General features: G+C 67.2%; 23 protein-coding genes, 1 pseudogene and 1 riboswitch. Of the genes and pseudogenes, 18 read left to right on the top strand and 6 right to left on the bottom strand.

What is annotated here, in order from left to right; genetic code table 11:
• Window positions 1-53 precede the first annotated feature (53 nt).
• From AB3X96_RS16020 to pepN, 3 genes and pseudogenes are all read right to left on the bottom strand, one after another.
• On the bottom strand, window positions 54-506 hold the full coding sequence (locus AB3X96_RS16020) for a HigA family addiction module antitoxin (RefSeq protein ID WP_368590465.1): 453 nt from the start codon (window positions 504-506) through the stop codon (window positions 54-56).
• A gap of 34 nt (window positions 507-540) precedes the next feature.
• Window positions 541-803: pseudogene (locus tag AB3X96_RS16025) on the bottom strand (type II toxin-antitoxin system RelE/ParE family toxin).
• A gap of 206 nt (window positions 804-1,009) precedes the next feature.
• Window positions 1,010-3,706, bottom strand: coding sequence for an aminopeptidase N (gene pepN / locus AB3X96_RS16030; RefSeq protein ID WP_368590466.1), 2,697 nt, complete (start codon window positions 3,704-3,706; stop codon window positions 1,010-1,012).
• A gap of 323 nt (window positions 3,707-4,029) precedes the next feature.
• On the opposite strand from pepN, the gene AB3X96_RS16035 reads away from it, so the two are divergent.
• Window positions 4,030-4,719: a DUF4136 domain-containing protein gene (locus AB3X96_RS16035; protein ID WP_176381245.1), complete on the top strand. Its 690-nt coding sequence runs from the start codon at window positions 4,030-4,032 to the stop codon at window positions 4,717-4,719.
• Between the two features lies 1 nt (window position 4,720).
• Here the strand turns inward: AB3X96_RS16035 and AB3X96_RS16040 are convergent, their stop codons facing one another.
• A complete protein-coding gene (locus tag AB3X96_RS16040; RefSeq protein WP_368590467.1) occupies window positions 4,721-5,293 on the bottom strand; it encodes a TMEM165/GDT1 family protein in 573 nt (190 codons plus the stop codon).
• Between the two features lie 11 nt (window positions 5,294-5,304).
• Window positions 5,305-5,517: riboswitch (yybP-ykoY riboswitch) on the bottom strand.
• Window positions 5,518-6,011: 494 nt separating this feature from the next.
• On the opposite strand from AB3X96_RS16040, the gene AB3X96_RS16045 reads away from it, so the two are divergent.
• From AB3X96_RS16045 to AB3X96_RS16125, 17 genes are read left to right on the top strand one after another with little or no spacing between them, the layout of a single operon-like run.
• Window positions 6,012-6,737, top strand: coding sequence for a beta-ketoacyl synthase chain length factor (locus tag AB3X96_RS16045; RefSeq protein ID WP_368590468.1), 726 nt, complete (start codon window positions 6,012-6,014; stop codon window positions 6,735-6,737).
• Complete coding sequence (locus AB3X96_RS16050; protein ID WP_368590469.1) at window positions 6,721-7,515, top strand: 1-acyl-sn-glycerol-3-phosphate acyltransferase; 795 nt, start codon at window positions 6,721-6,723, stop codon at window positions 7,513-7,515. Before AB3X96_RS16045 ends, AB3X96_RS16050 begins: the two co-directional genes overlap by 17 nt.
• The gene (locus AB3X96_RS16055) at window positions 7,490-7,795 is read left to right on the top strand and encodes a phosphopantetheine-binding protein (RefSeq protein ID WP_368590470.1); all 306 of its coding nucleotides are present in this window, start codon (window positions 7,490-7,492) and stop codon (window positions 7,793-7,795) included. Before AB3X96_RS16050 ends, AB3X96_RS16055 begins: the two co-directional genes overlap by 26 nt.
• Window positions 7,792-8,043: an acyl carrier protein gene (locus AB3X96_RS16060; protein ID WP_013090186.1), complete on the top strand. Its 252-nt coding sequence runs from the start codon at window positions 7,792-7,794 to the stop codon at window positions 8,041-8,043. Before AB3X96_RS16055 ends, AB3X96_RS16060 begins: the two co-directional genes overlap by 4 nt.
• A 26-nt stretch (window positions 8,044-8,069) precedes the next feature.
• The gene (locus AB3X96_RS16065) at window positions 8,070-8,714 is read left to right on the top strand and encodes a hypothetical protein (RefSeq protein WP_368590471.1); all 645 of its coding nucleotides are present in this window, start codon (window positions 8,070-8,072) and stop codon (window positions 8,712-8,714) included.
• Window positions 8,711-10,408 carry an AMP-binding protein gene (locus tag AB3X96_RS16070; protein WP_368590472.1) on the top strand — a complete coding sequence of 566 codons (1,698 nt, stop codon included), beginning with the start codon at window positions 8,711-8,713 and terminating at the stop codon, window positions 10,406-10,408. Before AB3X96_RS16065 ends, AB3X96_RS16070 begins: the two co-directional genes overlap by 4 nt.
• Window positions 10,408-12,144 (top strand): glycosyltransferase, encoded by a 1,737-nt coding sequence (locus AB3X96_RS16075; RefSeq protein ID WP_368590473.1) that lies wholly within the window; start codon window positions 10,408-10,410, stop codon window positions 12,142-12,144. The genes AB3X96_RS16070 and AB3X96_RS16075 overlap by 1 nt, the downstream gene beginning before the upstream one ends.
• Complete coding sequence (gene hutH, locus AB3X96_RS16080) at window positions 12,131-13,750, top strand: histidine ammonia-lyase (RefSeq protein WP_368590474.1); 1,620 nt, start codon at window positions 12,131-12,133, stop codon at window positions 13,748-13,750. The genes AB3X96_RS16075 and hutH overlap by 14 nt, the downstream gene beginning before the upstream one ends.
• On the top strand, window positions 13,747-14,187 hold the full coding sequence (locus tag AB3X96_RS16085; RefSeq protein ID WP_176105345.1) for a thioesterase family protein: 441 nt from the start codon (window positions 13,747-13,749) through the stop codon (window positions 14,185-14,187). The genes hutH and AB3X96_RS16085 overlap by 4 nt, the downstream gene beginning before the upstream one ends.
• Entirely contained in the window at window positions 14,175-14,858 is a 684-nt protein-coding gene (locus tag AB3X96_RS16090; RefSeq protein WP_368590475.1) for an outer membrane lipoprotein carrier protein LolA, read from the top strand. Before AB3X96_RS16085 ends, AB3X96_RS16090 begins: the two co-directional genes overlap by 13 nt.
• A complete protein-coding gene (locus AB3X96_RS16095) occupies window positions 14,858-17,317 on the top strand; it encodes an MMPL family transporter (RefSeq protein ID WP_368590476.1) in 2,460 nt (819 codons plus the stop codon). The genes AB3X96_RS16090 and AB3X96_RS16095 overlap by 1 nt, the downstream gene beginning before the upstream one ends.
• Window positions 17,314-18,498 (top strand): beta-ketoacyl-[acyl-carrier-protein] synthase family protein, encoded by a 1,185-nt coding sequence (locus AB3X96_RS16100; protein ID WP_368590477.1) that lies wholly within the window; start codon window positions 17,314-17,316, stop codon window positions 18,496-18,498. Before AB3X96_RS16095 ends, AB3X96_RS16100 begins: the two co-directional genes overlap by 4 nt.
• 5 nt (window positions 18,499-18,503) lie before the next feature.
• The gene (locus AB3X96_RS16105; RefSeq protein WP_368590478.1) at window positions 18,504-18,992 is read left to right on the top strand and encodes a beta-hydroxyacyl-ACP dehydratase; all 489 of its coding nucleotides are present in this window, start codon (window positions 18,504-18,506) and stop codon (window positions 18,990-18,992) included.
• Window positions 18,989-19,714 carry a 3-ketoacyl-ACP reductase FabG2 gene (locus AB3X96_RS16110; protein WP_013090176.1) on the top strand — a complete coding sequence of 242 codons (726 nt, stop codon included), beginning with the start codon at window positions 18,989-18,991 and terminating at the stop codon, window positions 19,712-19,714. Before AB3X96_RS16105 ends, AB3X96_RS16110 begins: the two co-directional genes overlap by 4 nt.
• Window positions 19,714-20,940: a beta-ketoacyl-ACP synthase gene (locus tag AB3X96_RS16115; RefSeq protein WP_368590479.1), complete on the top strand. Its 1,227-nt coding sequence runs from the start codon at window positions 19,714-19,716 to the stop codon at window positions 20,938-20,940. The genes AB3X96_RS16110 and AB3X96_RS16115 overlap by 1 nt, the downstream gene beginning before the upstream one ends.
• Window positions 20,937-22,217, top strand: coding sequence for a beta-ketoacyl synthase (locus AB3X96_RS16120; protein ID WP_368590480.1), 1,281 nt, complete (start codon window positions 20,937-20,939; stop codon window positions 22,215-22,217). The genes AB3X96_RS16115 and AB3X96_RS16120 overlap by 4 nt, the downstream gene beginning before the upstream one ends.
• A complete protein-coding gene (locus tag AB3X96_RS16125) occupies window positions 22,214-23,458 on the top strand; it encodes an NAD(P)/FAD-dependent oxidoreductase (RefSeq protein WP_368590481.1) in 1,245 nt (414 codons plus the stop codon). The genes AB3X96_RS16120 and AB3X96_RS16125 overlap by 4 nt, the downstream gene beginning before the upstream one ends.
• Before the next feature lie 23 nt (window positions 23,459-23,481).
• Here AB3X96_RS16125 and guaD read toward each other — a convergent pair whose 3' ends face one another.
• Both guaD and AB3X96_RS16135 read right to left on the bottom strand, forming a co-directional pair.
• Window positions 23,482-24,846 carry a guanine deaminase gene (gene guaD / locus AB3X96_RS16130; RefSeq protein WP_368590482.1) on the bottom strand — a complete coding sequence of 455 codons (1,365 nt, stop codon included), beginning with the start codon at window positions 24,844-24,846 and terminating at the stop codon, window positions 23,482-23,484.
• Between the two features lie 145 nt (window positions 24,847-24,991).
• A complete protein-coding gene (locus AB3X96_RS16135; RefSeq protein ID WP_368590483.1) occupies window positions 24,992-26,041 on the bottom strand; it encodes an adenosine deaminase in 1,050 nt (349 codons plus the stop codon).
• Between the last annotated feature and the right edge of the window lie 24 nt (window positions 26,042-26,065).

Genomic DNA, 26,065 nt, shown 5'->3' on the forward strand with positions numbered 1-26,065 from the left:
GATTTTAACCGCTCGTGTGTGTCGGCTCCGTGCTTTTGGCCGCACGGCCGCCTTCAGGTCTTGCGGCGCGTCCTGGCCGAGACGGTGCCGCTGACGCTGGCCGCGAGCGCCGCGGCCCGGGCGTGCCCGGCGGGCACGCTGGGCAGTTTCGGGCGCCCGGCGCGCGGCATCGGTTCGATTTCCCGTTCGATCTGCTCGCCGGCGGCGGCGGTGGCGACGCGCAGGTCGTAGGCGATTTGCAGATTGAGCCAGAACTGCGCGCTGGCGCCGAAGTAGCGCTCCAGCCGCAGCGCGGTATCGGCGGAGATGGCGCGGCGGCCGCGCACGACGTCGTTGATGCGCGGCGCCGGCACCCGCAGTGCAAGCGCGAGCGCGTTGACGGACATGCCGAGCGGCTCGAGAAACTCGCTGCGCAGAATTTCGCCAGGATGGATCTCGTCAATGGCCGCGCCCGTATCGATGTCGGAGAAATCGATGCTTTTCAGCGCGGAGCGTTTGATGACCATGTCGGTCTCCCAGTAGTCAGTGATAGTCGACGATCTAGACATTCAGCGCGTCCTCGCCGACGAAATGAAAACAGATGCGCCACTGCGCATTGATGCGGATGCTCCATTGCTCGCTGCGCTGGCCTTGCAAGGCTTCGAGCCGGTTTCCGGGCGGCGCGTGCAAATCGCGATGGAGCTCGCGGCGTCGATCATCAGCAGCTTGCGATGTGCTAGCGCCTGGATCGAGTGCGGCAACGTATGCACGAACCTGCCCTGGAAAATTCTTGCGGTGGCCTTGTCTGCGAATGTCGTGATCATCGAATCGTATAACGCATTACGTTAAATGTAATCCATTAAACGTGTGCGTATACATTCTCCCCGCCGAGGTCCGATGAACAGTCGGCCAAATGGCCAACGCCGTGCCACGACCGGGGGAGCGCAGCCCATCAACGAAAAAGCAGCACAAAAAAAAGCCGGCAACGCGTGCCGGCTTTTCCGATGCGACTCGAGAACTCAGCGAGGCATCACGCCAACGCCTTCTCGACGATCTCGCGCACGTCGCGCGACTTGACCTGCGCGGCCACTTTCTCGAGCGCCGCGCGCATGCTGTCGCGCAGCGCCGGCGTGAAGCGTCGCCACAGCTCGAGCGAACGCGCGAGGCGCGCGGCCACCTGCGGATTGAGCGCGTCGAGCGCGATCACCTGCTCGGCCCAGAATGCGTAGCCGGAGCCATCTGCCGCGTGGAACTGCGCGGGGTTCGCCGCGCAGAAGCTGAAAATCAGCGAACGTGCCCGATTCGGGTTCTTCAGGTTGAAGGCCGGATGCGTCATCAGCTTGCGCACCGTATCGATCACCGGATGCTGTGCGCCGCCGCGCTGCGTGGCCTGCAACGCGAACCATTTATCGATGACGAGCGGCTCCTTCTCGAAGCGTCGATAGAAGTCGTCGAGCGCGTGCTGCGCCTCGGGGCTGCCGCCTTGCGGCGCGGCCGCGTTGAGCAGCGCCGACAGCGCGGCCGCGCGGTCGGTCATGTTGTTCGCGGCTTCATATTGCGCGGACGCAAGACGTACGGCGTCCGCGGAATCGTCGAGCTCGGTCAGATACGACAGCGCGAGATTCTTCAACGCGCGATGACCGGCCGCCTCCGGCGTCGCCTCGTAGGCGCCCGGCGTGCGATGCTGCTCGTAGACCTTCAGCCAGTCGTCACGCAGCGCATTGGCGAGGCGCTTGCGCACGAACTGCCGTGCCGCGTGCACCGCGGCCGGATTCGACTCGGCCATCTGCTCGGCCAGATACGCTTCGGACGGAAGCATCAGCGCGAGTTCACGGAATGCCGGCGACAGCGTCTCATCGGTCAAAACACGCGCGAACGCGGCGACCACCGAGTCGTCGAACTGCAGCGCCGCGCCCGTGGCCGCACGCCCGGCGAGCGCGAGCAGCTCGCGGGTGGCGAGCCGCTGGCCGGCCTCCCAACGGTTGAACGGATCGCTGTCGTGCGCAAGCAGGAACGCGAGCTGTTCGGCCGTGTAGTCGTATTCGACGATCACCGGTGCCGAGAAATTGCGCAGCAGCGACGGCAGCGGTTCCTGCCCGACGTTGACGAACGTGAAGGTCTGCTCGGTCTGCGCGAATTCGAGCACGCGCGTGGTCGACTCCGACGCCTTCGCCTCGCCGTCGAGCTGCAGTGGCAGATCGCGGCCGTCCTTGCCGATCAGACCGATCGCGAACGGAATCAGCAGCGGACCCTTCTGCGTTTCGCGCGCGGCTGGCACGGCATCGCCGTAGCCCTGGTGCAGTGTCACGCTGTAGCGCTGCTGCGCGGCGTCGTAGCGCGCGCGCACCGATACGCGCGGCGTGCCGGCCTGGCTATACCAGCGCTCGAACTGCGCGAGGTCGCGGCCGTTCGCGTCGGCGAGCGCGTGACGGAAGTCGTCGCAGGTCACGGCCTGGCCGTCGTGACGCTTGAAGTACAGGTCCATGCCCTTGCGAAAGCCGTCGCGGCCGAACAGCGTCTGATACATCCGCACGACTTCCGAGCCTTTCTCGTACACGGTCATCGTGTAGAAGTTGTTGATCTCGACGTAGCTCTCCGGGCGCACCGGATGCGCCATCGGACCCGCGTCCTCGGCGAACTGCAATTGACGCAGCACGCGCACGTCCTCGATGCGCTTGGTCGCGCGCGCGGCTTCGTCGCTGGCGCCGCCCGCCATGTCGGCCGAGAACTCCTGGTCGCGAAACACGGTCAGGCCTTCCTTCAGGCTCAGCTGGAACCAGTCGCGGCAGGTCACGCGGTTGCCGGTCCAGTTGTGGAAGTACTCGTGACCGACCACCGCCTCGATGTTCGCGAAGTCGGTGTCGGTGGCCGTTTCGGGATTCGCGAGCACGTACTTCGTGTTGAAGATGTTGAGCCCCTTGTTCTCCATCGCGCCCATGTTGAAGTCGCTGACCGCGACGATCATGAAGCGGTCCAGATCGAGCTCGAGCCCGAAGCGCTCTTCATCCCAGCGGATCGAGTGGATCAGCGAATCCATCGCGTGACGGGTCTTGTCGAGATCATGCGGCTCGACCCACACCTGCAGCAGCTTTTCCTTGCCCGAGCCGGTCTTCACGCGTTCTTCGAGCGCGACGAGCTTGCCCGCGACGAGCGCGAACAGATAGCTCGGCTTCTTGAACGGATCTTCCCAGCGCGCGAAATGACGGCCGTCGGGCAGATCGCCTTCTTCGAGCAGATTGCCGTTCGACAGCAGCACGGGATAGTCCGCCTTGCTCGCGCGCAGCGTGACCGTGAAGCTCGCCATCACATCGGGGCGGTCGAGGAAGTAGGTGATGCGGCGAAAGCCCTCGGCTTCGCACTGCGTGAAGAAGTTGCCGCTCGACACGTACAGCCCCGACAGCGTGGTGTTTTCCGCGGGATTGCAGATGCTCGTGAGGGTCAGCTCGAAGCTGTCCGGCACGTTGTCGAGCAGCAGGCCATGTTCGTGCGGGTGTGCGTTCGGGAACGGCTGCCCGTCGATCTCTGCGCTGACGAACTCGAGTTGCTCGCCCATCAGTTCGAGATGCGCGGCGCGCGAAGCATCCGGGTTGCGGCGCACGCGCATCGTATTCCTGACGACCGTGCGTTCGGGGACCAGATCGAACTCCAGCGCGACGGTGTCGATCAGGAAGGCGGGCGGCGCGTAATCGGCGCGGCGGATCACATTGGGCGTTGCGGTATCGGCCATGGTGTTCTTTGGTGGTGTACTCGAGCGGTCGGGCGCGCAAACGGCGCGCGAGCCGGGCTTGGTCGACTCATTGTACAAAGCCTCGGGCGATCGTGCGGAGGGGAAGGGGGCCGAGTTTCGGCGCCGGGCAGCGCGTGCGGTTTGGACGGGCAGGGCAAGAACCTTTTGCTCGCTGCCGAGGTCAGCGTATTATCGGGCGCCGTGCGTGGCGGGGACCCGGCAGCGTCAGCCGGCGAGCGCATCGCACGACGGAATAATCGCGGCCGAAGCAGAGTTTTAACCGAAGCTGAATAGATGCAACCAGAGGCATCACGAGGCAGACCATGAACTTCGATCGATGGACCCGCCGCGTCGCGTTGCTGTTCGTCGCGCTGAGCGTGCTGCTGTCCGGCTGCACGACCTACGTGACGACACAGGTCACGGCGTTCTCCGACTGGACCGGCAGCGACGCAACCCGCACCTATGCGTTCACGCGTCACGAGGATCAGAAGAACAATCTCGAACTGAGCGCCTACGAGCGGATCGTCGCAAACGAGCTCGCCGTGCACGCGTTCCGCGAAGTCCCTCACGACGAAGCGCGCTATCTGGTGGAACTCGCCTATGGCATCCGCTCGGATGTCGTGACCGTCGCGCAGCCGGTCTACTACAACCCGTGGCCCGGCCCTTACTGGGGCCGGCCGTTCGATCCGTGGGGTCCGTGGGGGCCGTTCCCGGCGACATACGTGAACCAGAGCTACCCGGTATTCACGCATCTGCTCGGCATCCGGATCACCGAGCGTGCGAGCGGCCGGGAGGTCTACAACGTGACGGCGCGCAATTTCGGCGAAGAGTCGTCGCTGGTGCGGGCGATGCCTTATCTGGCGCGTAGCGCGCTGGCGGACTTCCCGCTGGCCAACGGCGCCGTGCACACCGTGAAGATCCCGCTCGGCGGCGGCGCGGCTGCGAACGAAGTGTCTCTGCCAGCGGCGACGCCGCCCGCGGGTTCGGCGTCGGCGCCGAAGGCCGCGCAGTAGCTTAGACCCCGACCCCGAACAAGGCCATCGCGCCCAGCACGACGAACATCACCGCGGCGATGCCGTGCACGAGCTTCGTCGGCAGACGATGCGCGAAGCGGTCGCCGAGCAGGATCGCCGGGACGTTCGCGATCATCATGCCGAGCGTCGTGCCGGCCACCACGCCGAAGAAATCGTGAAAGCGCGCGGCGAGGGCGACCGTCGCGATCTGCGTCTTGTCGCCCATCTCGGCGAGGAAGAACGTGACGACCGTGGTGCCGAACACGCCGAAGTGCGTGCGGTTCGTGTTGGCTTCATCGTCTTCGAGCTTGTCGGGCACCAGAATCCACAGCCCCATGCCGACGAACGACGCCGCCAGCGCCCAGCGCATGACGGTCGGCGTCAGCATCGAACCGAGCCACGCGCCGAGCGCGCCGGCGCCCGCGTGATTGATCAGCGTTGCCGCGAACACGCCGAGAATGATCGGCATGGGCTTGCGATAGCGCGCGGCTAGCACGAGCGACAGCAGTTGCGTCTTGTCGCCGATTTCGGCGAGCGCGACCGCGCCGGTCGAAATGAGAAAAGCTTGAGTCACGTTGAATGGATTCCTCGGGCCGAAGATGAACGAGCGACGACCCACGACACGCCGGGCCCTGTTGCGGCGCGTGTGGATCATCGGTCTCGCCAGGCCAGAGGCTGCGACTGCCATGGCCGTGCTGGCCAAGTGTGTTGACAGGCGCCCCCGCGAGCCACACGTGCGACGCACCGGCGAAGCGGTGCGGACGTGCCGCGGGGCGGCTACTCCCCAATGAGGGGCGGAGTATAACAGGCGCCGCAGCATCGCTGTGACGAATGTTGTTCGCGTGCGGACGACCCTGCGGAGGTGTTTTCGCTCTACGACGTATTCCGCGAAAGACCAATGAAAGTTTTTTTGGTGGATTCTGTCGGCGATGGCACGCCAGCGTCGACGCGCGAAACGGCCTTGCGGTGCGTCTCCGCGGCCGGCTTTGTCAAATCGTCTAACAATGTGTTGCGCCTCAGGCGCGGATACAGATGGATACGTCTTTCCTCGACGATTTGCTTCAGAATATCCGGTACTATTCGGCCACAAAAGGAGCCCGAGCCGCCATCCACCACACCGATTGTCAGGGGCGCCTGACAAGTCAGGCCGATTGCCGGTGCTGCATTCCCATGCCAGCAGACCGGTCGATCCCGGCTGGAACCTCCCGATCCGCGCGGCGCCGCTCGCTGTGACGGCTGTGTATTCCGTCAGGCGCTTGAGCCCCTTTCCCGTTTCTACGCGCGAACACCATATGCCCGATCTGCACTGGACCATTCCGGTCGGTCGCTGGTCTAGCTGGCCGGCTACCTCGTCTGCTGCACCCGATGTCGGCTTTATCGAGCCGATCGTGCGGCGGCGTCTCAGCACGCTGTCCAAGGTCGCGCTCAAGGTCGCGCACGACTGCGTCGCGCAGGAGCCCGCGCGCGTGGTGTTCGCGTCGCGGCACGGGGAATTGCGGCGTACCACCGACATCCTGCGCAGCATCAGCGCGGGCGAACCGGTGTCGCCGACCGCCTTCAGCCTGTCGGTGCTGAACGCGATGACCGGCGTATTCGGGATTGCGCGCGGCGACCGTTCGGCCGCGAGCGCGGTATCGGCTGGTGCGCAAACGCTCGGCTACGCGCTGCTCGAAGCGTACGCGCAATTCGCGACACAGCCGGACGTGCCGGTGCTGCTCGTCTATGCCGACGAACCGGCCGATCTCGCGTACGGCACGATCGAAGACGAAGTGCACGGCGGCGCGATCGCGGTGCTGCTCGACAAGGATGCGTCGGCAGGGCACGTTGTTTGCTCCCTGACCCGCGCCGACGAGGAGGTGGCCGGGCAACCCGGCGAGCCGCGAACCCCACTGAGCGGCGCCGCGAGCTTTCCGACCCAGAGCCAGGCGCTGCTGCACTGCCTCGAAACCGGCCAGCCCGCGCGCTGGCAACGCGCCGGCGCGCTGTGGCACTGGAGGTGGGATGAGCGCGCGGCTTGATTACGCATGGCGTTTTTGCGCAACCGGCCTCGCCTTCGTCGCGTTCGGCGTGTGCGGCGTGCTGTTTTCGGTGCTCGTGTTTCCGCTCGCGTGGCTGTGGCCGCATCGCGCGTCGCGGCAGCGTGCGGTGACCGTCGTGATCCATCGGTTCTTTCGCGCGCTCGTCGCGGTGCTGCGCCGCCTCGGCGTGATGGAACTCGAAGTATCCGGTGCCGAGGCGTTGCGCGCGGGCGGACCGGCGATCGTCGTCGCGAATCACCCGACTTACCTCGACGTGATGGTCCTGCTGTCGCTGGCGCCGCGCGCATGCTGTGTCGTCAAGCACGCGCACTGGCACAACCCGTGTTTCTGGGGCATCGTGCGCGCGGCCGAATACGTGAGCAACGCGGACGCGATCGCGCTCGTCGAGGCGGGAGCCAGGCAGCTCGCGGCCGGCTACACGATGATCATTTTTCCGGAGGGCACGCGCAGCCCCGCGCCCAACCGGCTGCACGCTTTTTCGCGCGGTTTCGCGCACATGGCGCTGAAGGCCGGCGCGCCGATCGTGCCGGTGTTGATGGATTGCGATCCGCCCGCGTTCACGCGGCAGATGCGCTGGTACCACGTGCCGGCGCGCGCTTTCCGGATGCGCGTGAACGTGCTCGCGCCGCTTGGCGTCGACGAACTGGCCGCGCACGACAGCACCCCGGCCATCGCGGCGCGCAGCGTGACGAATGCCGTAGAAGCCCACATTACCCAGCACCTGTTCGATTATGGATTCTTTAAAACTGGAAATTAAAAAGCTTCTGATCGAAGCCCTCGATCTCGAAGACCTGAGCCCTGCCGATATCGACGACGACGCCCCGTTGTTCGGTTCCGACGGCATCGGTCTCGATTCGATCGACGCGCTCGAAATCGGCATCGTGCTGCGCAAACAATACCAACTGACCATCGCGGCGAACGACGAACGTACCCGCGAGCACTTCCGCTCGATCAACACGCTCGCCGCGTTGGTCGCGAGTCAGCGCGAAGTGGCGCACGCTGCGAACGAAACCGCAAGGAAGGGGATTGAATCGTGACCGAGACTGAGATTCTCGAGCGCATCCGCGCGATCTTTCAGGAAAACTTCGCGATCGAGCCGCAGCGCGTGACGCCGGACGCTCATCTGTTCGAAGACCTCGATCTCGACAGCATCGACGCGGTCGATCTCGCGATCAAGCTGCAGGAGATGACCGGCCGCCGCATCAAGCCGGAGAACTTCAAATCCGTGCGCACGGTCGGCGACGTGATCGGCGCGGTCGAATCGCTGCTCGCGGCGCAAGGCTGATGCGGGCCGCGCACCCGCGCATGCAGATGTCGGAGCCACCTCACGCCGCAAGCGGGTCCGGCGCGCGGCCTCGCTGGAGCAGTACCGTCGTGCTGGTGCTGCTGAAACTCGCTTACCCCGTGCTGATCCTGTGTGCCTGGCGCTGGGATGCGCCGCGCCTCGTCGGCGGCATGCTGCTCGTGACCTTGTGGCTGCAGCGCTGGGCCGGCGGCGGTCCGGTCGCGATACCGCTGCGGCAGCTTTCCAGGCTCGAATGGAGCGTGGTGGCGATGCTGAGCTGCGCGTCGGCGACGATCGTCGTCACCGATAGCGAACTGCTGCTGCGCTTCTATCCGTTGCTCGTCAATCTCGGTTTGCTGATCGCGTTCGGCGCGACGCTCGTGCGCGGGCCGTCGATGATCGAAAAATTCGCGCGCCTCGGCAGTCCCGATCTGCCGCCGGGCGGGGTGCGCTATACGCGGCGCGTGACCCAGGTGTGGTGCGCGTTCTTCGTGCTGAACGGCGCGTTTTCCGCCTATACCGCGCTCTATTGGAGCCGCGCGGCCTGGTCGCTGTACAACGGCGCGATCGCCTATGGACTGATCGGCCTGCTGCTGGCGGGCGAATACGTGTGGCGACGCCTGTTCGTGCTGCCGCGCGCCGCGCGCGCGGATACGGAGTCGGCCCGATGATCGCGTTGCATGACCTGTTGTCGGCCGATGCCGCGCTCGCGACGCCCGCCGCACCGGTGTGCCGCGACGGCGCCGTGCTGCTCGATCGCGCGGCGTTCCGCGCGCGCGTCGCGGGCTTAATCGAACTCGTGCAAACGCACGATGCACGGCGCTGCGCGCTTTGTATCGACGATCCGTTCGAGTTCGCCTGCGCGTTGTTCGCGCTGTTCGCATGCGGCAAGGAGCCGGTGATTCCTGCCAATGCAACGCCGGGCTATCTCGCCGATCTCGCGGATGCGTACGACTTTCTGCTGACGGACGCGGATCTGCCGCCGTTCGTCGCAGCGACGCGTGTCGTCACGGCCAACACCGCGCAGCCGATCGACGCCCGCGCGCCGCTGACGCTCTACACATCCGGCAGCAGCGGCGCACCGAAGCCGATCCGCAAGACGCTCGCCCAATTCAACGCCGAAGTCCACACGCTCGAACAGCAGTGGGGCGCATTGCTCGGCGACGCGACGATGCTCGCGAGCGTGCCGCATCACCACATCTACGGTCTGCTGTTTCGTGTGTTGTGGCCGCTCGCGGCGGGCCGCGCGTTCGATCGCGCAATCGGCATGGAGCCGCTGCAACTACAGGCGCGTATCGCGCAATGCGGCGCGACGGCGGTCGTGTCGACGCCCGCGCAGCTTTCGCGCTGGCCCGCGTTGCCGGGCTTCGGCGCGCTCGCGCCCGCGCCGCGCGCGTTCTTTTCGTCGGGTGGCCCGCTCGCGGCCGACGCCGCGCAGGCCTATGCGGTGAGCTATGGCGCGGCGCCGCTCGAAATCTACGGCAGTACGGAAACCGGCGGGATCGCGTGGCGGCGCCAGGACGAGGGCGACGCGTGGCAGCCGGTCGCCGGCGCCGAGGTGCGCCGCGACGACGATGGAGCGCTGTGCGTGCGCTCGCCGCATCTCAATCACGACGGCTGGCATCGCACGGGCGATCGGATCGCGTTCGATGCCGACGGGCGCTTCCATTTGCAAGGGCGCCTCGACCGCGTGCTGAAGCTCGGCGGCAAGCGCGTGTCGCTACCGGAGCTCGAGGCGCGTCTCGCGCTGCATCCGTATGTCGCGCAGGCGGCGCTGGTGCCGCTCGAAGGCGCGACGCGAGAGCGGGTCGGCGCAGTGGTCGCGCTGACCGAAGCGGGCGGCGCGACATTGCGTGATGAAGGCCGCGTCGCGCTCGCGAAAACGCTGCGCCGGCATCTGGCCGATTACTTCGATGCGGTCGTGCTGCCGCGTCACTGGCGTTTTCGCGTGAGTTTGCCCTTCGACGCACGCGGCAAGCTGCCCGCAAGCGCGGTCGCGGCCGCGTTCGCGCCGCTCGCCGAGGGCATGGAAGTGCTGGCCGAAACGCGCGTCGGCAACACGCTGCACTTTGTGCTGCGCGTGCCGCCGTCGCTCCAGCATTTCGCCGGCCACTTTCCGGGCCTGCCGATTCTGCCGGGCGTCGTGCAGGTCGACTGGGCGGCGCGGCTCGCGGCCGGGCATTGGCCGCGGGTGCGCGCGGTGGCGTCGGTCGATCGCCTGAAGTTCATGGCGCCGGTGACGCCCGGTGCGGTGCTCGAGCTCACGCTCGCCTACGATGCCGAGCGCCGGCGCGTGCAGTTCGCGTACCGGCTCGATGGACGCGAATGCGCGTCGGGCGTGCTCGTGCATCGGGAGGACGCGTGATGAAGTTCGCGCCCTGCATCGTCATCCCGATCTACAACCACAAGGACGCGATCGGCGCGACCGTCGCCAATCTCGCGGTGCACGGCTTGCCGATCTTCGTCGTCGATGACGGCAGCGACGAGCCGACCCGGCAGGTGCTCGCCGCGCTCGCGCGGCAGTACGCGCAGCAGCTGACGCTGCTGCGTCTGCCCGAAAACGGTGGCAAGGGCGCGGCGGTGATGGCGGGCCTGCGCGCGGCGCGCGCCGCGGGCTACACGCATGCGCTGCAGATCGACGCCGACGGCCAGCACGACGCGACCGACGTGCCGCGCTTCCTCGATGCCGCGCGCGCCGAACCCGGCGCGGTGATTCTCGGCCGTCCGGTGTACGACGACAGCGTGCCGAAGGCACGTCTGTACGGCCGCTATCTGACCCACGTGTGGGTGTGGATCGAGACGCTGTCGCTGACGATCCGCGATTCGATGTGCGGCTTCCGTCTGTATCCGCTCGCGCTCGCGTGCGAGCTGATCGACAGCGTGCGGCTGCCGACGCGCATGGACTTCGACATCGAGATCCTCGTGCGTCTGTACTGGCGGCGCGCCGCGTTCCGCTCGATCCCGACGCGCGTGACCTACGCGGCTGACGGCGTGTCGCATTTCGACGTGCTGTGGGACAACGTGCGCATCAGCCGCAGCCATACGCGGCTCGTGTTCGGCATGCTGATGCGTCTGCCGATGCTGCTCGCGCACAAGCTGATGCCACGCCGTGGCGCGCTCGCCGACACAGCGCACGACTGTGCCGACGCACCCCGGCCCGAAGCCTGGTGGCGCATCGCCGAACGCGGCAGCCGGCTCGGCATGAGCCTGCTCGCGCTGAGCTGCAAGCTGTTCGGCCGCCGCTTTACCGCGCTGTGGCTGCATCCGGTCGTCGCGTACTTTCTGGTGACGGGCCGCGCCGCGCGCGCCGCGTCGGGCAACTACTTCGCGCATCTGAACGCGGTCGCGCCGTCGGCGAATACGCCGCGCCCGGGCTGGCTGTCCGCGTATCGCCATATGCTCGCGTTCGCGCAATCTGGCTTCGACAAGCTCGCCGCATGGACCGGCCGCGTCGACGACACAGACGTGACGTTCGACGATCCCGCGGCATTCGAAGCCTTGATCGCGAGCGGCAAGGGCGCGCTCGTGATCGGCGCGCATCTCGGCAATCTGGAGATGATGCGCGCGCTCGCGGTCCGCGGCGATCACGCCAAGGTCACGGCGGTCGTCTACACCGAGCACGCGCGCCGCTTCAACGAGGTGCTGGCGGCGTCGAATCGCGAGTTCGCGCGGCATTTGCTCGAAGTCGGCGACTTCGGTCCCGAGACCGCGGTGCTGATGCAGCAGCGAATCGATGCGGGCGAACTGCTGGTGATCGTCGGCGACCGGGTGCCGGCGCGCGAGGCGGGGCGCACCACCGACGCGCAATTTCTCGGCGCGAGCGCGCCGTTCGCGCAAGGGCCCTACGTGCTCGCGCATGCGCTCGGCTGTCCGGTCTACCTGTTCTTCTGCCTGAAGGAACGCGACGGCTATCGCATGTACTTCGAGCCGTTCGCCGAGCGAATCGAGCTGCCGCGCCGCGATCGCGCGCAGCATCTGGCCGCGTGGGCACAACGCTACGCGCTGCGCCTCGAACACTATTGCCGCAAGGCTCCTTATCAATGGTTCAACTTCTTCGATTTCTGGGCCAGCTCCGAGCGAGGCGCGAATGGCCGATCATGATCTGAACGATGTGCGACCCGCGCGCGTTGTTGCGAATGCCGCTTCCGCCGCCGGCTGCACGCCGGTCGTCGTCGGTGCCCGCCGACTGACGATCGAAGAGGTCGTCGCGATTGCGCGGCAGCGGGCGTGCGTCGCGCTGAGCGACGATGCCGTATGGCGTGCGCGCATCGAGCGCGGCGCGGCGTTCCTGCGCCGCCAGTTGGCCGCCGGCGCGACCGTGTACGGCGTCAACACCGGTTATGGCGACGCCTGCGTGGTCGACGTGCCGACGGCGCTCGTCGAGGCATTGCCGCTGCAACTGACGCGTTATCACGGCTGCGGCATGGGCGCGTATCTCGACGATGCGCAAACCCTCGCCGTGATCGCCGCGCGTCTGAATTCGCTCGCGTATGGTTTTTCGGGCGTGCGCACGGTGCTGCTCGAACGCCTCGCGGCGTTGATCAATCATCGCGTGTTGCCGCGCATACCGTCCGAGGGCTCGGTCGGCGCGAGCGGCGATCTGACGCCGCTGTCATACGTGGCGGCGGCGCTCGCGGGCGAGCGCGACGTGCAGTACGCCGGTGCGTTGCGCGCGGCGCGCGACGTGTGGATCGAGCTTGGTGTCGAGCCGCTGACGCTCGCGCCGAAAGAGGGCCTCGCGTTGATGAACGGCACTGCCGTGATGACGGGTCTCGCGTGTCTCGCGGTGGCGCGCGCGGAGCACTTGACGCGGCTGGCCGCGCGTTTGACCGCGCTGGCGACCGTCGCGCTCGACGGCCGCGCCGCGCACTTCGACGCGGCGCTGTTCGACGTGAAGCCGCACGCGGGCCAGGCCGAAGCGGCCGCGTGGATTCGCGCCGATCTGGCCGGCCGCGCCGACACGCCCGGGCATCGTCTGCAGGACCGCTATTCGATTCGCTGCGCGCCGCATGTGATCGGCGTCGCGCGCGATGCGCTCGGCTGGGTGCGCCGCGACGTCGAAAACGAGCTGAACAGCGCGAACGACAATCCGCTCGTCGATCCCGACAACGAACGCATCTTGCACGGCGGCAACTTCTATGGCGGCCATATCGCGTTCGCGATGGATGCGCTGAAAGTCGCCGTCGCGAATCTGGCGGATCTGATGGACCGGCAGCTCGCGCTGCTGGTCGATGTCAACTTCAACAATGGCCTGCCGCGCAATCTGTCGGGCGCGGCGCCCGCACGCTCGGCGATCAATCACGGTTTCAAGGCCGTGCAGATTTCATCGTCCGCCTGGACCGCCGAGGCGCTGAAGAACACGATGCCCGCGAGTGTGTTTTCGCGCTCGACCGAAGCGCACAATCAGGACAAGGTCAGCATGGGCACGATCGCCGCGCGCGACTGCCTGCGCGTGCTCGAATTGACAGAGCAGGTCGCCGCGGCGCACACGCTTGCGACGGTGCAGGCCGTGAATTTGCGCTTGCGCATCGATAGCGCGACGCCGGTGCCCGCGCCGCTGCGCGCATTCATCGACGACGTGGGCGCGCATTCGCCCTTCGTCGACGAGGACCGCGCGCTCGAAGGCGAGCTGCGCGCGCTGACAGCGCGCATTACCGGGTGCGAACTGCTGGACATGATCGACGATCAGGAAGGAGTCAAGCTATGAGCGTGCCCGCGAAAACGCAGCACGTGCTCGCCGCGAGCGCGACCGTCGAAGTGCCGTTTCACGACGTCGACGCGATGAACGTGTGCTGGCACGGCAATTATCTGAAGTACTTCGAGTTGGGCCGCGCGGCGCTGTTGCGCGCGTTCGACTACGACTATCGCCAGATGCGGGCGTCCGGCTATCTGTGGCCGATCGTCGAGGCGCATCTGAAGTACGTGCGGGCCGCGGTGTACGGACAGAAGCTCGAAGTGCGCGCGCAACTGCTCGAATACGAAAACCGCCTGAAAATAGGCTATGAAATCGTCGATTGCGCATCGGGTGCGCGGCTCACGAAGGGCTATACGATCCAGGTCGCCGTCGATGCCGCCACCGAAGAGTTGCAGTTCGTGTCGCCGCAGGTCGTATTCGACAAGCTGGAGCGCGTATGGGGACGATGAACCGACGTGCGTCCGTGTGGCGGATCGCGGGCGTGATCGGCATGATCGGCGCGACGTGCGTGCCTGGATGGGTGGCACCAGCGCATGCGGCAACGGCTGACACTGCGCCCGCCAACGCCGCGCTCGTCTCGCAGATCGCCGCGCATCTCGCGCAGCCCAACGGCGTGCGCTCGCAATTCACGCAGACGCAAACGCTCGCCGCGATGAAGCAGCCGCTCGTCAGCAACGGCACGTTGCTGTTCTTGCGCGAGCGCGGCGTGATCTGGCAAATCGACACGCCGTACAAGGCCACCTACGTGATCACCGATGCGGGCGTCGTGCAGGTCGACGCCAGCGGCCGCCGCGTAAGCACACATAGCGCACAGGGCACGCGCGGCGTCGCGCAGGTGTCGAAGATGATGCGCGCGATGCTCGGCGGCGATCTGTCGGCGCTGTACTCGCAGTTCGACGTGAGCGCCGAAGGCAGCGCCGCGCAATGGCGCATGCGCCTCACGCCGAATCAACCGCAGCTCGCGCAATCGATCAAGGGCCTCGACATGAGCGGCGGCGCTTATCTTCAAAGCCTGCGCATCACGCTCGCTAACGGCGACGTGACGAAGCTCGAGTTCGCGAACAGCACGGCCGTCGCCGAGCCGACGCCGGACGAGCGCAGCCTGTTCGGAGCGCCGTGATGGAGATACCGCAGCAGCGAGCCGCGAAACGGGCGCGGGGCGTGCGCGCCGCATGGCTGGTGCTGGCGCTGCTGGCGGCGCTGTATTGCGGCTGGCGCTTCACCGGACCGTCACCGCTCGAAACCAATCTGCTCGCGCTCTTACCCGCAACCGAAGCGGACCCGGTCGCCGAAACGGCGGTCGACACGCTCGCAAGCGCGCTCGGCGATCGCACCGTGCTGCTCGTCACGAGCCGCGACGATGCGCACGCGAAAGCGGCCGCGAAGCAGCTGGGCGCGTCGTTGCGAAAGAGCGGCGCATTCGCGTCGGTGACGGCCGAACTGCCGCCGTTCGACCTGTCGCAGATCTCGGCGCTGTATCTGCCGTACCGCTTCGGCCTGCTCGCGCCGGCCGATCGCAGCGCGCTCGCGAGCGCCAGCGCGACGACGCTGCACGACATGCTCGCGCAGCGCATCTACAGCCCGCTGCAAGGCGGCCTCAGCACGCAACTCGCCGACGATCCGTTTGGCTGGCTCGAACGCTGGCTCGGCGATCTGCCGCTCGCGGCCACGAATCTCGCAGTCGAGGACAACCTGCTGGTGTCGCATCGTCACGACGCGCAGGGCGATAAGACCAGCGTGCTGATCGCCGCGACGCTGCCTGGCTCCGCTTATGAAACGAAGACGCAGCGCGCGGTACACGCGGCGCTCGCCGACGCCGAAAACACGTTGCGTCAGGCGTTCCCCGATGTATCGGTCGCGCGCACCGGCGCCGTGTTCTACGCCGAGGCTGCGCGCAGCGCTGCCGAACGCGCGGTGCACGTGATCGGCATCGCATCGCTATGTGGCATCGCGCTGCTGATGATGTGGGTGTTCCGCTCGCCGCGTCTGTTGCTGCTCGGCTTCGTCTCGACCGCGCTCGGCATCGTGTGCGCGCTGGCTGCGACGCTGCTGATCTTCGGCAAGCTGCATTTGTTGACGCTTGTGTTCGGCGCGAGCCTGATCGGCGAGGCCGTCGACTATTCGATCCAGTATTTCGTCGTCTATCTCGGCGCGGGCCGCGACTGGGATGCGCGGCACGGCGCGCGTAGCGTGCGGCCCGCGCTCGGCGTGGCGCTGGCGACGAGCCTGCTCGGCTACGCGATCCTGATGTGGGTGCCGTTCCCCGCGTTGAAGCAGATCGCGTGCTTCGCGATGGTGGGCATCACGACCGCATTCGCGTCGGTGCTGTGGCTGCTGCCCGCGCTGCTCACGCGCGCGCCGAAGCACAGCCCGCGACGCCTGTTCGCGAGCGCGGCGCGGCTGCTCGCGCGCTGGCGGCATGCGCTCGGTGGCAAGCGCGCGTGGCTGGTCGCCGCGCTGCTGCTGATCGCGTCGGTGCCCGGCTGGCTGCGTCTGACCAGCGACGACGACATCCATCTGCTGATCCAGCGCGATGCGTCGCTGGCCGCGCAGGAAGACACGGTGCGCGCAGCGGTCGGCGTCGATAACAGCGCGCAGTTTTTCGTCGTGCGCGGCGCGAGCGAGGAAGCGGTGCTGCAACGCGCCGAAGCGCTCGGCGCGAAGCTCGATGCGCTGAACGGCACCGCGGATAGCGTAGGCGGCTATCAGTCTGTCGCGCAGTTCGTGCCGTCCGCGCAACGTCAGAGCGAAGATCGCGCGCTGCTTGCACAGCATGTGTTCGGCGACTCCGCCGCGTTGCGCGCGACGCTGCTGCAAGCGGGCTTCAAGGACGAGGTCGCAGATGCGTGGCTCGCCGGCTTCGTTCGGCCGTCCGCGCCGCTGACCGTCGAGCGCTGGCTCGCGGCGCCTTGGTCGCAGCCGTACCGGCATTTGTGGCTCGGCGCGGTGGGATCGAACGACGCGAATCGGGCGCATGAAACAAGCTATGCGGCCGTCGTGATTCCGCAAGGCGTGACGCCGCGCAACGAACCCGCGCTGATCGCGCTCGCGCGCGGCCTGCCCGGCGTCGTGTTCGTCGACAAGGCCGCGAGCGTGTCGAAGCTGTTCGGTGCGTATCGTGTGGATAGCGGCTGGTGGCTGGGCGGCGCGCTCGTGCTCGTGTGCGTGCTGCTGATGGTGCGTTACGGGGCGCGCGGCGGTATCGCCACGACCTTGCCCGTGCTGTTCGCGGTCGGCGTCGCACTGGCGGTGTTCGGCTACGCGGGCGTGCCGCTCAATCTGTTCAACTGGCTCGCGCTGATGCTGGTGCTCGGCGTCGGCGCAAACTATGCGGTGTTCCTGCGCGAAGGCTGCGCCCGCGCGGACGCGGATCTCGGCGCGGTGTGGACCGGCGTGCTGCTGTCGGCGGCGACCACGTTGTTGTCGTTCGGCATGCTCGGCCTCAGTGCGATGCCCGCGCTCAGGAGTTTCGGCACCACGCTCGCGCTCGGCATCGCGGTTGCCGTGTTGCTCGCGCCTATCGGCATGCCATCGGCGAAGTCATCGGGCAAGTCATCAGAATCACGGAGAGCGGCATGAAAGCGCCAACAGTTTATTTGCACGCGCTCGGCATGATCAACGCGCTCGGTGGCGACGTCGGCCAGATCGTGCCGGCGCTCGCCGCCGCGAATTCGCCCGGCATGGGAAACGTGCATACCGGCATCGGCGACGCGTTCGTCGGCAGCGTGCTCGCGCCGCTCGAACTCGCGCCGCGCGCCGATCTCGCGCGCTACGACTGCCGCAACAACCGGTTGCTGCTCGCGGCATTGGCGCAGATCGCGCCCGCGATCGAAGCCGCGCGCGAGTGCTATGGCCCGGAGCGGATCGGCGTCGTGCTCGGCACCAGCACGTCGGGCATCGAAGCGGCCGAAACCGCGTTCGTCTATCACGCCCGAGCCGGCGAGCTGCCGGAGAGCTTCAACTACCGGCAGATGGAAATCGGCACCGCCGCGCCATTCGCGGCCGCCGCGCTCGGCGTGCACGGGCCGGCGTTTACGATTTCGACCGCGTGCACGTCGAGCGCGAAGGCGTTCGCATCGGCGCGTCGGCTGCTGCAATTGCGGCTGTGCGATGCGGTCGTCGTCGGTGGCGTCGATTCGCTCTGCGAATTGACGGTGCAGGGCTTTGCGTCGCTCGAATCGACCAGCGGCACGCGCACCAATCCGATGAGCCGCAATCGCCGCGGCATCAACGTCGGCGAGGGCGCGGCCGTGTTCTTGATGAGCCGCGACGAAGCGGCGGTGCGGCTCGCGGGCGTCGGCGAGTCGAGCGACGCGCATCATATTTCGGCGCCGGACCCGCAGGGCGTCGGCGGCGAACTCGCGCTTCGCGACGCGCTCGCGGACGCGGGCATCGCGGCGTCGGCGGTCGGCTATGTGAATCTGCACGCAACCGCCACGCAGAAGAACGACGAAATGGAAGCGCATCTGATGGCGCGCGTGTTCCCCGCTGGCGTCGCCGCGAGCGGCACCAAGCCGCTGACCGGCCACCAGCTCGGCGCGGCCGGCGCGACCGAACTCGGCTTCGCTTGGCTCACGCTCGCGCACGAGAACGCGACGCTGCCGCCGCATCTGTGGGACGGCGAAGCCGATCCCGCGCTGCCCGCGCTCGACCTTGTCGCCGGCTCGCGCCATTTGCCGCGCGGCACGGGCACGCAGTACGCGATGAGCAATTCGTTCGCGTTCGGCGGCAGCAATGTCAGCCTGATCCTCGCCCGGTAAAGCGCATGACGACTCCGCCACTCACCGTCGAGCAACTCGTGCGTCAGCCGATCGAAGCGATCATCCCGCATCGCGGCAGCATGCTGCTGCTCGATGCGATCGACACGTTCGCCGACTCCGCGCTCAGCGCGTTCGCCCGAGTCGATCCGCACGCATGGTATGCCGATGCCGCCGGCGCAATGCCCGCGTGGATCGGCATCGAGGTGATGGCGCAGGCGATCGCCGCGCACATCGCGCTCGTCGCGATGCGTGGCGGCGGCCATGCGCGTCACGGCGTGCTGCTAGGTTCGCGCAGCTATCAGGCGTTGCAGCCGGTGTTCCGAAGCGGCGCGCGCTTGGGCGTTCACGTGAGCGAACTGCTGCGCAGCGACGCAGGTCACAGCGCCTACGAATGCACGATCGACGACGGCGAGACGCGCTGCGCCGAAGCCGTGATCAAGGTGTTTCAACCGCCCGATTTCCAGTCATTCATCGAAGGGAGTATCAGTACATGAGCCGGCGAGTTCTCGTTACCGGCGCAAGCCGCGGCATCGGCCGAGCGATTGCGTACAAGTTGGCCGCCGACGGTTTCGCCGTGACCGTGCATTGCCGCACCGGACGCAGCGAAGCCGACGCGGTCGCGACAGGCATCGCCGCGCAGGGCGGCACGGCGCGCGTGCTGCAGTTCGACGTGCGCGAACGCGCCGCGTGCCGCGAGGCGCTCGAAGCCGACGTCGCCGCGCACGGTCCGTACTACGGCATCGTGTGCAGCGCGGGCGTCACGCGCGACGCGGCGTTTCCAGCGCTCACCGAAGAAGACTGGGACGTCGTGATCGAAACCGGCCTCGATGCGTTCTACAACGTCGTGCATCCGCTGACGATGCCGATGGTGCGCGCGCGTCAGGGCGGTCGCATCGTCACGATCGCTTCGGTGTCGGGCGTGATGGGCAATCGCGGCCAGGTCAACTACAGCGCGGCGAAGGCGGGGCTGATCGGCGCGACCAAGGCGCTCGCGGTCGAACTCGCGTCGCGCAATATCACCGTCAATTGCGTCGCGCCCGGGCTGATCGAAACCGGCATGCTCGAACAGGTCACGGTCGACCATGCGCTGAAGACCGTGCCGATGAACCGCGTCGGCCAGCCGGCGGAGGTCGCGTCGGTGGTGAGCTTTCTGATGTCGGATGGCGCGTCGTACGTGACGCGCCAGGTGATCGGCGTGAACGGCGGGATGGTCTGATGAAGCGTGTCGTCATCACCGGCATGGGTGGCGTCACCGCGTTCGGCGATAACTGGGACGCGGTTCAAGCGCACCTGAAGCGCGGCGAGAACGCGGTGCGCCGCATGCCCGAGTGGGACTACTTCGAGTCGCTGCATACGCGGCTCGCGTGTCCGCTGCCCGAGTTCACGACCCCCGCGCATTACCCGCGCAAGAAGGTCCGCTCGATGGGCCCGGTGTCGCTGTACTCGGTGCGCGCGAGCGAACTTGCGCTCGCCGATGCGGGGCTCGCCGAAGACACGGCCATCGCCGACGGCCGCATGGGCGTTGCGTACGGTTCGTCGTCGGGCTCGGTGCAGCCGATCCGCGCGTTCGGCACGATGCTCGAAACCGGCTCGATGAGCAACGTCACGTCGAACAGCTACGTGCAGATGATGCCGCACACGGCCGCCGTCAACGTGAGCCTGTTCTGGGACCTCAAAGGCCGCATCATCCCGACCTCGTGCGCGTGCGCGTCGGGCAGCCAGGCGATCGGCTATGCGTACGAGGCGATCCAGTCCGGCAAGCAGACGCTGATGCTGGCGGGCGGCGCGGAAGAGCTGTCGGGTCCGGCGGTCGCCGTATTCGACACGCTGTACGCGACCAGCACGCGCAACGACGAGCCGCATCTGACGCCGCGTCCGTTCGATGCCGCGCGCGACGGCCTCGTGGTCGGCGAGGGCGCGGCGACGCTGGTGCTCGAAGAGTACGAGCACGCAGTGGCGCGCGGCGCGCGGATTCATGCCGAGGTGGTCGGCTTCGGCTGCAACTCGGACGGCGCGCACATGACGCAACCGACCGCCGACACGATGGCGCTCGCGATGCAGCTCGCGCTGCGCGACGCGCAATTGGCGCCCGAAGCGATTGCCTATGTGAACGCGCACGGTACGTCGACCGATCGCGGCGATATCGCCGAAAGCCATGCGACCGCGCAGACCTTCGGCGCGCGCATGCCGATCAGCTCGCTGAAAAGCTATGTGGGCCACACGCTCGGCGCGTGCGGCGCGATCGAAGCATGGTGGACGATCGAGATGATGAAGCGCAACTGGTACGCGCCGACGCTGAATCTCGATCACGTCGATCCGGCTTGCGCGCCGCTCGATTACATCGTCGGCGGCGCGCGCGAGATCGATGCGGAGTACGTGATGAGCAACAACTTCGCGTTCGGCGGCATCAACACGTCGCTGATTTTCCGGCGCGTTCGATGAGCGGCGGCCTGCAACGCGTAGTCGTGACCGGCATGGGCATCGTGTCGTGTCTCGGCAATACGCTCGACGAAGTTTCCACTGCATTGCGTGCGGGGCGCTCGCGCATCGAGCGTATCGACGCGTGGCGCGAGCGCGGGTTTGCATCGCAGGTTGCCGGCGTCGCGTCGGTCGCGCACGAGGCGCCGTTCGAGCGCAAGCTCGAGCGCTTCATGGGAGACACCGCGCGCTTCGCGTGCCACGCGGCGCAACGCGCGATCGCCGATGCGGGGCTCGACCTCGTTTCATTGCAGTCGCCGCGCGCGGGCGTCGTGATCGGCTCGGGCGTCGGCACGTTAGCGAGCTACGACGCGGCGCTCGCAATCGCGCAAACGCGCGGCGTCGACAAGGTGCCGCCGTACACGGTGCCGCAAGCGATGAGCAGCACCGCGTCGGCGAACGTCGCGCAGATGTTCGGGCTCGAAGGCGTCAGCTATTCACCGTCGTCGGCCTGCACGACGTCGGCGCTCGCGATCGGGCAGGCGATGCAGCTGATCCAGACCGGCCGCCAGCAGATCGTGCTCGCGGGCGGCAGCGAAGCGCTGCACGACAACACGACGCTGATGTTCGACGCGATGGGCGCGTTATCGCGCCGTTTCAACCACATGCCGGCGAGCGCATCGCGTCCGTACGACACGCAGCGCGACGGTTTCGTGATCGCGTCGGGCGGCGGCGTGCTGGTGCTCGAAGCGCTCGATCATGCGCTCGCGCGCGGCGCGCGCATTTACGCGGAGCTGAGCGGCTTCGACGATTGCACCGATCCCGCGGGCATGGTCGCGCCGCGTGCGGCCGGCATCGCGCGCGCGATGCGCGGCGCGCTCGCGCAGGCGGGCCGCCGTCCCGACTACGTGAACACGCATGCGCCGTCTACGCCGCTCGGCGATCTCGAAGAACTGCATGCGTTGCGCGACGTGTTCGGTGCATCGGCGCAAGGGGTGCCCGCGTTTTCGTCGACCAAGGGCATGACAGGGCATTCGCTCGGCGCGTGCGGCGCGCACGAGGCGATCTATACGCTGCTGATGATGCGCGACGGCTTTATCGCGGGCACGGCGCTGGTCGATACGCCGGAGCCGCAAGTGCGCGACATGCCGCTCGTGCGCGTGACGCGCGACACGCGCATCGACACGGCGATGTCGGTTTCATTCGGGTTCGGCGGTAGTTGCGCCAGCCTGATGTTCGAAGCGTGGCACGGCCCGCATACGGCGCGGCCGCACATGCAAACGGTTGGAGGAGTGATTTGAACAGCGATTCTTCAAAGCGGACCGTGGTCGACGTTGCGATCATCGGCGCGGGTCCGGCCGGCGCGGTAGCTGCCGCGCTATTGCGCAAGGCCGGCCGCTCGGTGCTGGTGCTGGAGCGTCAGCATTTTCCGCGCTTCTCGATCGGCGAGAGCCTGTTGCCGCAAAGCATGGCGTACCTCGAAGAGGCCGGCATGCTGCAGGCCGTCGTCGAGGCGGGTTTCCAGTACAAGAACGGCGCGTATTTCGTGTATCGCGACCAGACCTCGTCGTTCGACTTCCGCGACAAGCATTCGCCGGGCTGGGGCACCACGTACCAGGTCGAACGCGCGCTGTTCGACGACCTGCTGATTCGCTGCGCGGCCGCGCAGGGCGCCGACGTGCGCTTCGGGCACACGGTGAGCGCGGTGCGGACGGGCGCGGCGCCGGTGGTCGACGTCGCCGATGAAGCGGGGCACGCGTATCCGGTCGAAGCGCGTTTCGTGCTCGATGCGAGCGGCTTCGGGCGCGTGCTGCCGCGCCTGCTGAAGCTGGAGACCCCGACGCGCATGCCGACGCGCGCCGCATTGTTCACGCACGTGCGCGACGGCCTCGCGCTCGATGTCATCGATCGCAACAAGATCTGCATCGCGACGCATCCCGAGCGTCGCGACGTGTGGTTCTGGATGATTCCGCTAGCGGGCGGCCGCTCGTCGGTGGGATGTGTCGCCGAGGCGAGCTTTCTCGACGTGCCGGAAGGCGAGCGCGAGGCGGCGCTGCGCGCGCTGATCCAGCAGGAGCCGACGCTGAACCGGCTGATCGGGCAGGCGCCGTTCCTGATGCCGGTGCGGAGAATCGGCGGCTACGCGGCGAACGTCGCGAGTCTGCACGGGCCGGGCTATGCGTTGCTCGGCAATGCGGGCGAGTTTCTCGATCCGGTGTTTTCGTCGGGGGTGACGATCGCGCTGCGCTCCGCGCATCTGGCGGCGCGTGCGCTGAACCGGCAGCTCGACGGCGAGAAAGTGGACTGGTCAGCCGATTACGACGTGCCGTTGCGCAAGGGCATCGACACGTTCCGCGCGTTCGTCGAGCGCTGGTACACGGGCGAGCTGCAGGACATCATCTACTACCCGGAGCAGGTGACGCCGATCCGTCGGATGATCTGCGCGGTGCTCGCCGGTTATGCGTGGGACGAGTCGAATCCGTATGTCGCGGACCCGGCGCGGCGGCTCAACGCTTTGCACGAGGTGTGCAAGGCGGGCTGATGCGCCGCTCAACCGAGCCATCCTCAGGCCGCGATCTTCGCGCGCCCTGGCACGCGCTGTCGCGCGTCGTCGCGGCGATGCACGCGCTTGCCGGCCGCATAAGTTTCATACACCGCGCGATCGTCGCCGAGCAGCGCAAACGCGAACAACAACTCCTCGAGCGATTCGCGCCGCGCGGTGCGGCGCGCGAGCAGCGGCGTCGCCTGCGGATCGAGCACGACGAAATCCGCTTCCGAGCCGTCCCTCAGCGTGCCGACCTTGTCGCCGAGATCGAGCGCTTCGGCCGCGCCCGCGGTCGCCAGATAGAACATGCGCGTCGCCGTCAGATGATGGCCGCCGAGGCGCGCAACCTTGTGCGCTTCGTTCATCGTCTGCAGCATCGAGAACGACGTGCCGCCGCCGACGTCGGTCGCGAGCGCGATCGGCATGCCGGCCGAGTCGGCCTTCTCGAAGTCGAACAGCCCGCTGCCGAGGAACAGGTTCGACGTCGGGCAGTGCGACGCGAGCGCGCCGGTTTGCGCCATGCGCTTGCGGTCTTCGTCGTCGAGGTAGATGCAATGGCCGTACACCGCGCGGCGGCGTAAAAGCCCGTAGTGATCGTAGATGTCGAGATAGCTGCGGTGGCCGGGGAACAGTTCGGCGACCCATTTCACTTCGTCGGTGTTCTCGGCGACGTGGCTCTGGATGAACACGTCCGGATGCAGTCGCGCGAGCGCGCCGCATGCTTCGAGCTGCGCCTCGGTCGAGGTCGGCGCGAAGCGCGGTGTCAGCGCGTACATCTGGCGGCCGCGACTGTGCCAGCGGCCGATCAGCTCGGCGCTGTCGTCGTAGCCCGATTGCGCGGTGTCGCGCAGGAATTCGGGGCAGTGGCGGTCCATCAGCACCTTGCCGGCGACCATGCGCAGATTGCGCGCTTCGCTCTCGGCGAACAGGGCATCGGCGGATTCCTTGTGCACCGTGCAGTACACGAGTGCGGTCGTCGTGCCGCAGGCGAGCAGTTCATCGACGAAAAAGCTCGCGGTGTCGCGCGCGTGGTCGATGTCGGCAAAGCGGCGCTCGGTCGGGAACGTGTACGTATCGAGCCACGGCAGCAGACCCGGCGCCGGCGACGCGATCATGTCCGTCTGCGGATAGTGGATGTGCGTATCGATGAAGCCCGGCACGATCAGCTTGTCGCGTCGCTCCACGATCTGGGTGCCCGGCGCGAGCCGCGATGCGAGCGCCGCATACGCGTCGGCCGCGACGACGCGGCCGTCTTCGACGATCAACAGACCGTCCTCGTGAAACACAGCGGCGTTCGGCGCGTGCGCCGGATCGCCGTTGAAGGTCAGCAGCGGCGCACGGAACGCAGTTTGTGCCGCTTGCGCGGTATGAGCCGATTCAGTCATGGAAAAGCTGTCTCCGAATGTTGAAAGCTGGGCGGCGCAGGCAACGGTTTCCTGGTTCGGGGTCTTACCGATCCCCGAACGAAGCGAAACCGCTGGCCGCCGACGTCAGTCGAGGCCGGTCAGTTGAAATCCATTAACGCGTGGCTTACTGCCGCCAGTGCGCGTCGAGCTTAGCGATCAGCATCGCGCGTTCCTCGGGCGTCACGAACGACGCCTCGAAGCCGTTGCGGATGATCGTGTAGACCTCGGCGTCGTCGAGCTTCAGCGCGTCGATCGTCGCCAGATAGTTCGCGTTCACGTAGCCGCCGAAATAGGCCGGATCGTCGGAATTGACGGTCACCGCGACGCCGCGATCGAGCAGGTCCTTCAGCGTGTGTTTGGTCAGGTCGTCGAACACGCACAGCTTCAGGTTCGACAGCGGGCACACGGTCAGCGCGACGCGCGTGTCGGCGAGGCGGGTGACGAGCGCGGGGTCCTCGATGCTGCGCACGCCGTGATCGACGCGGTCGACCTTCAGCACATCGAGCGCTTCGTAGATGTAGGACGGCGGGCCTTCCTCGCCCGCATGCGCGACGAGCTTCAGACCGAGCGCGCGGGCCTTCGCGAACACGCGCTCGAACTTCGACGGCGGATGACCGCGCTCCGACGAATCGAGCCCGACGCCGATCAGCCGATGCTTGTACTGCTCGAACAGCGGCAGCGCTTCGTCGAAGGTGGCGAGCGCATCGTCCTCGGACAGATGGCGCAGGAAGCACAGGATCAGCTTGCTCGTGATGCCGCGCTTCTCCGCGTCGGCCAGCGCGCGTTCGATGCCGGCCACCACGGTTGCGATCCGCACGCCGCGCTCGGTGTGCGTCTGCGGGTCGAAGAAGATTTCGCTATGCACGACGTTGTCGGCGACACAGCGCTCGACGTAGGCCATCGTCACGTCGTAGAAGTCCTGCTCGTGCAGCAGCACGCTCGCGCCCGCGTAGTAGATGTCGAGGAACGATTGCAGATCGGTGAACGCATAAGCCGCGCGCAAGGCTTCGACCGAGTCGTACGCGAGCTTCACGCCGTTGCGCTGCGCGAGCGCGAAAATCAGTTCCGGTTCGAGCGAGCCCTCGATGTGGATATGCAGCTCGGCCTTCGGTGCGCGCGCGGTTTTCTCGGCGAGCGTAACGGCGGAAACGGGGGTAGCGGTTGTCATATTCATGGTGAGTTGGAATTGTGTATGGGG

Origin of the sequence: Paraburkholderia sp. BR13439 (assembly GCF_040948805.1) — a bacterium.
In the GTDB taxonomy this organism is placed as follows: domain Bacteria; phylum Pseudomonadota; class Gammaproteobacteria; order Burkholderiales; family Burkholderiaceae; genus Paraburkholderia; species Paraburkholderia youngii.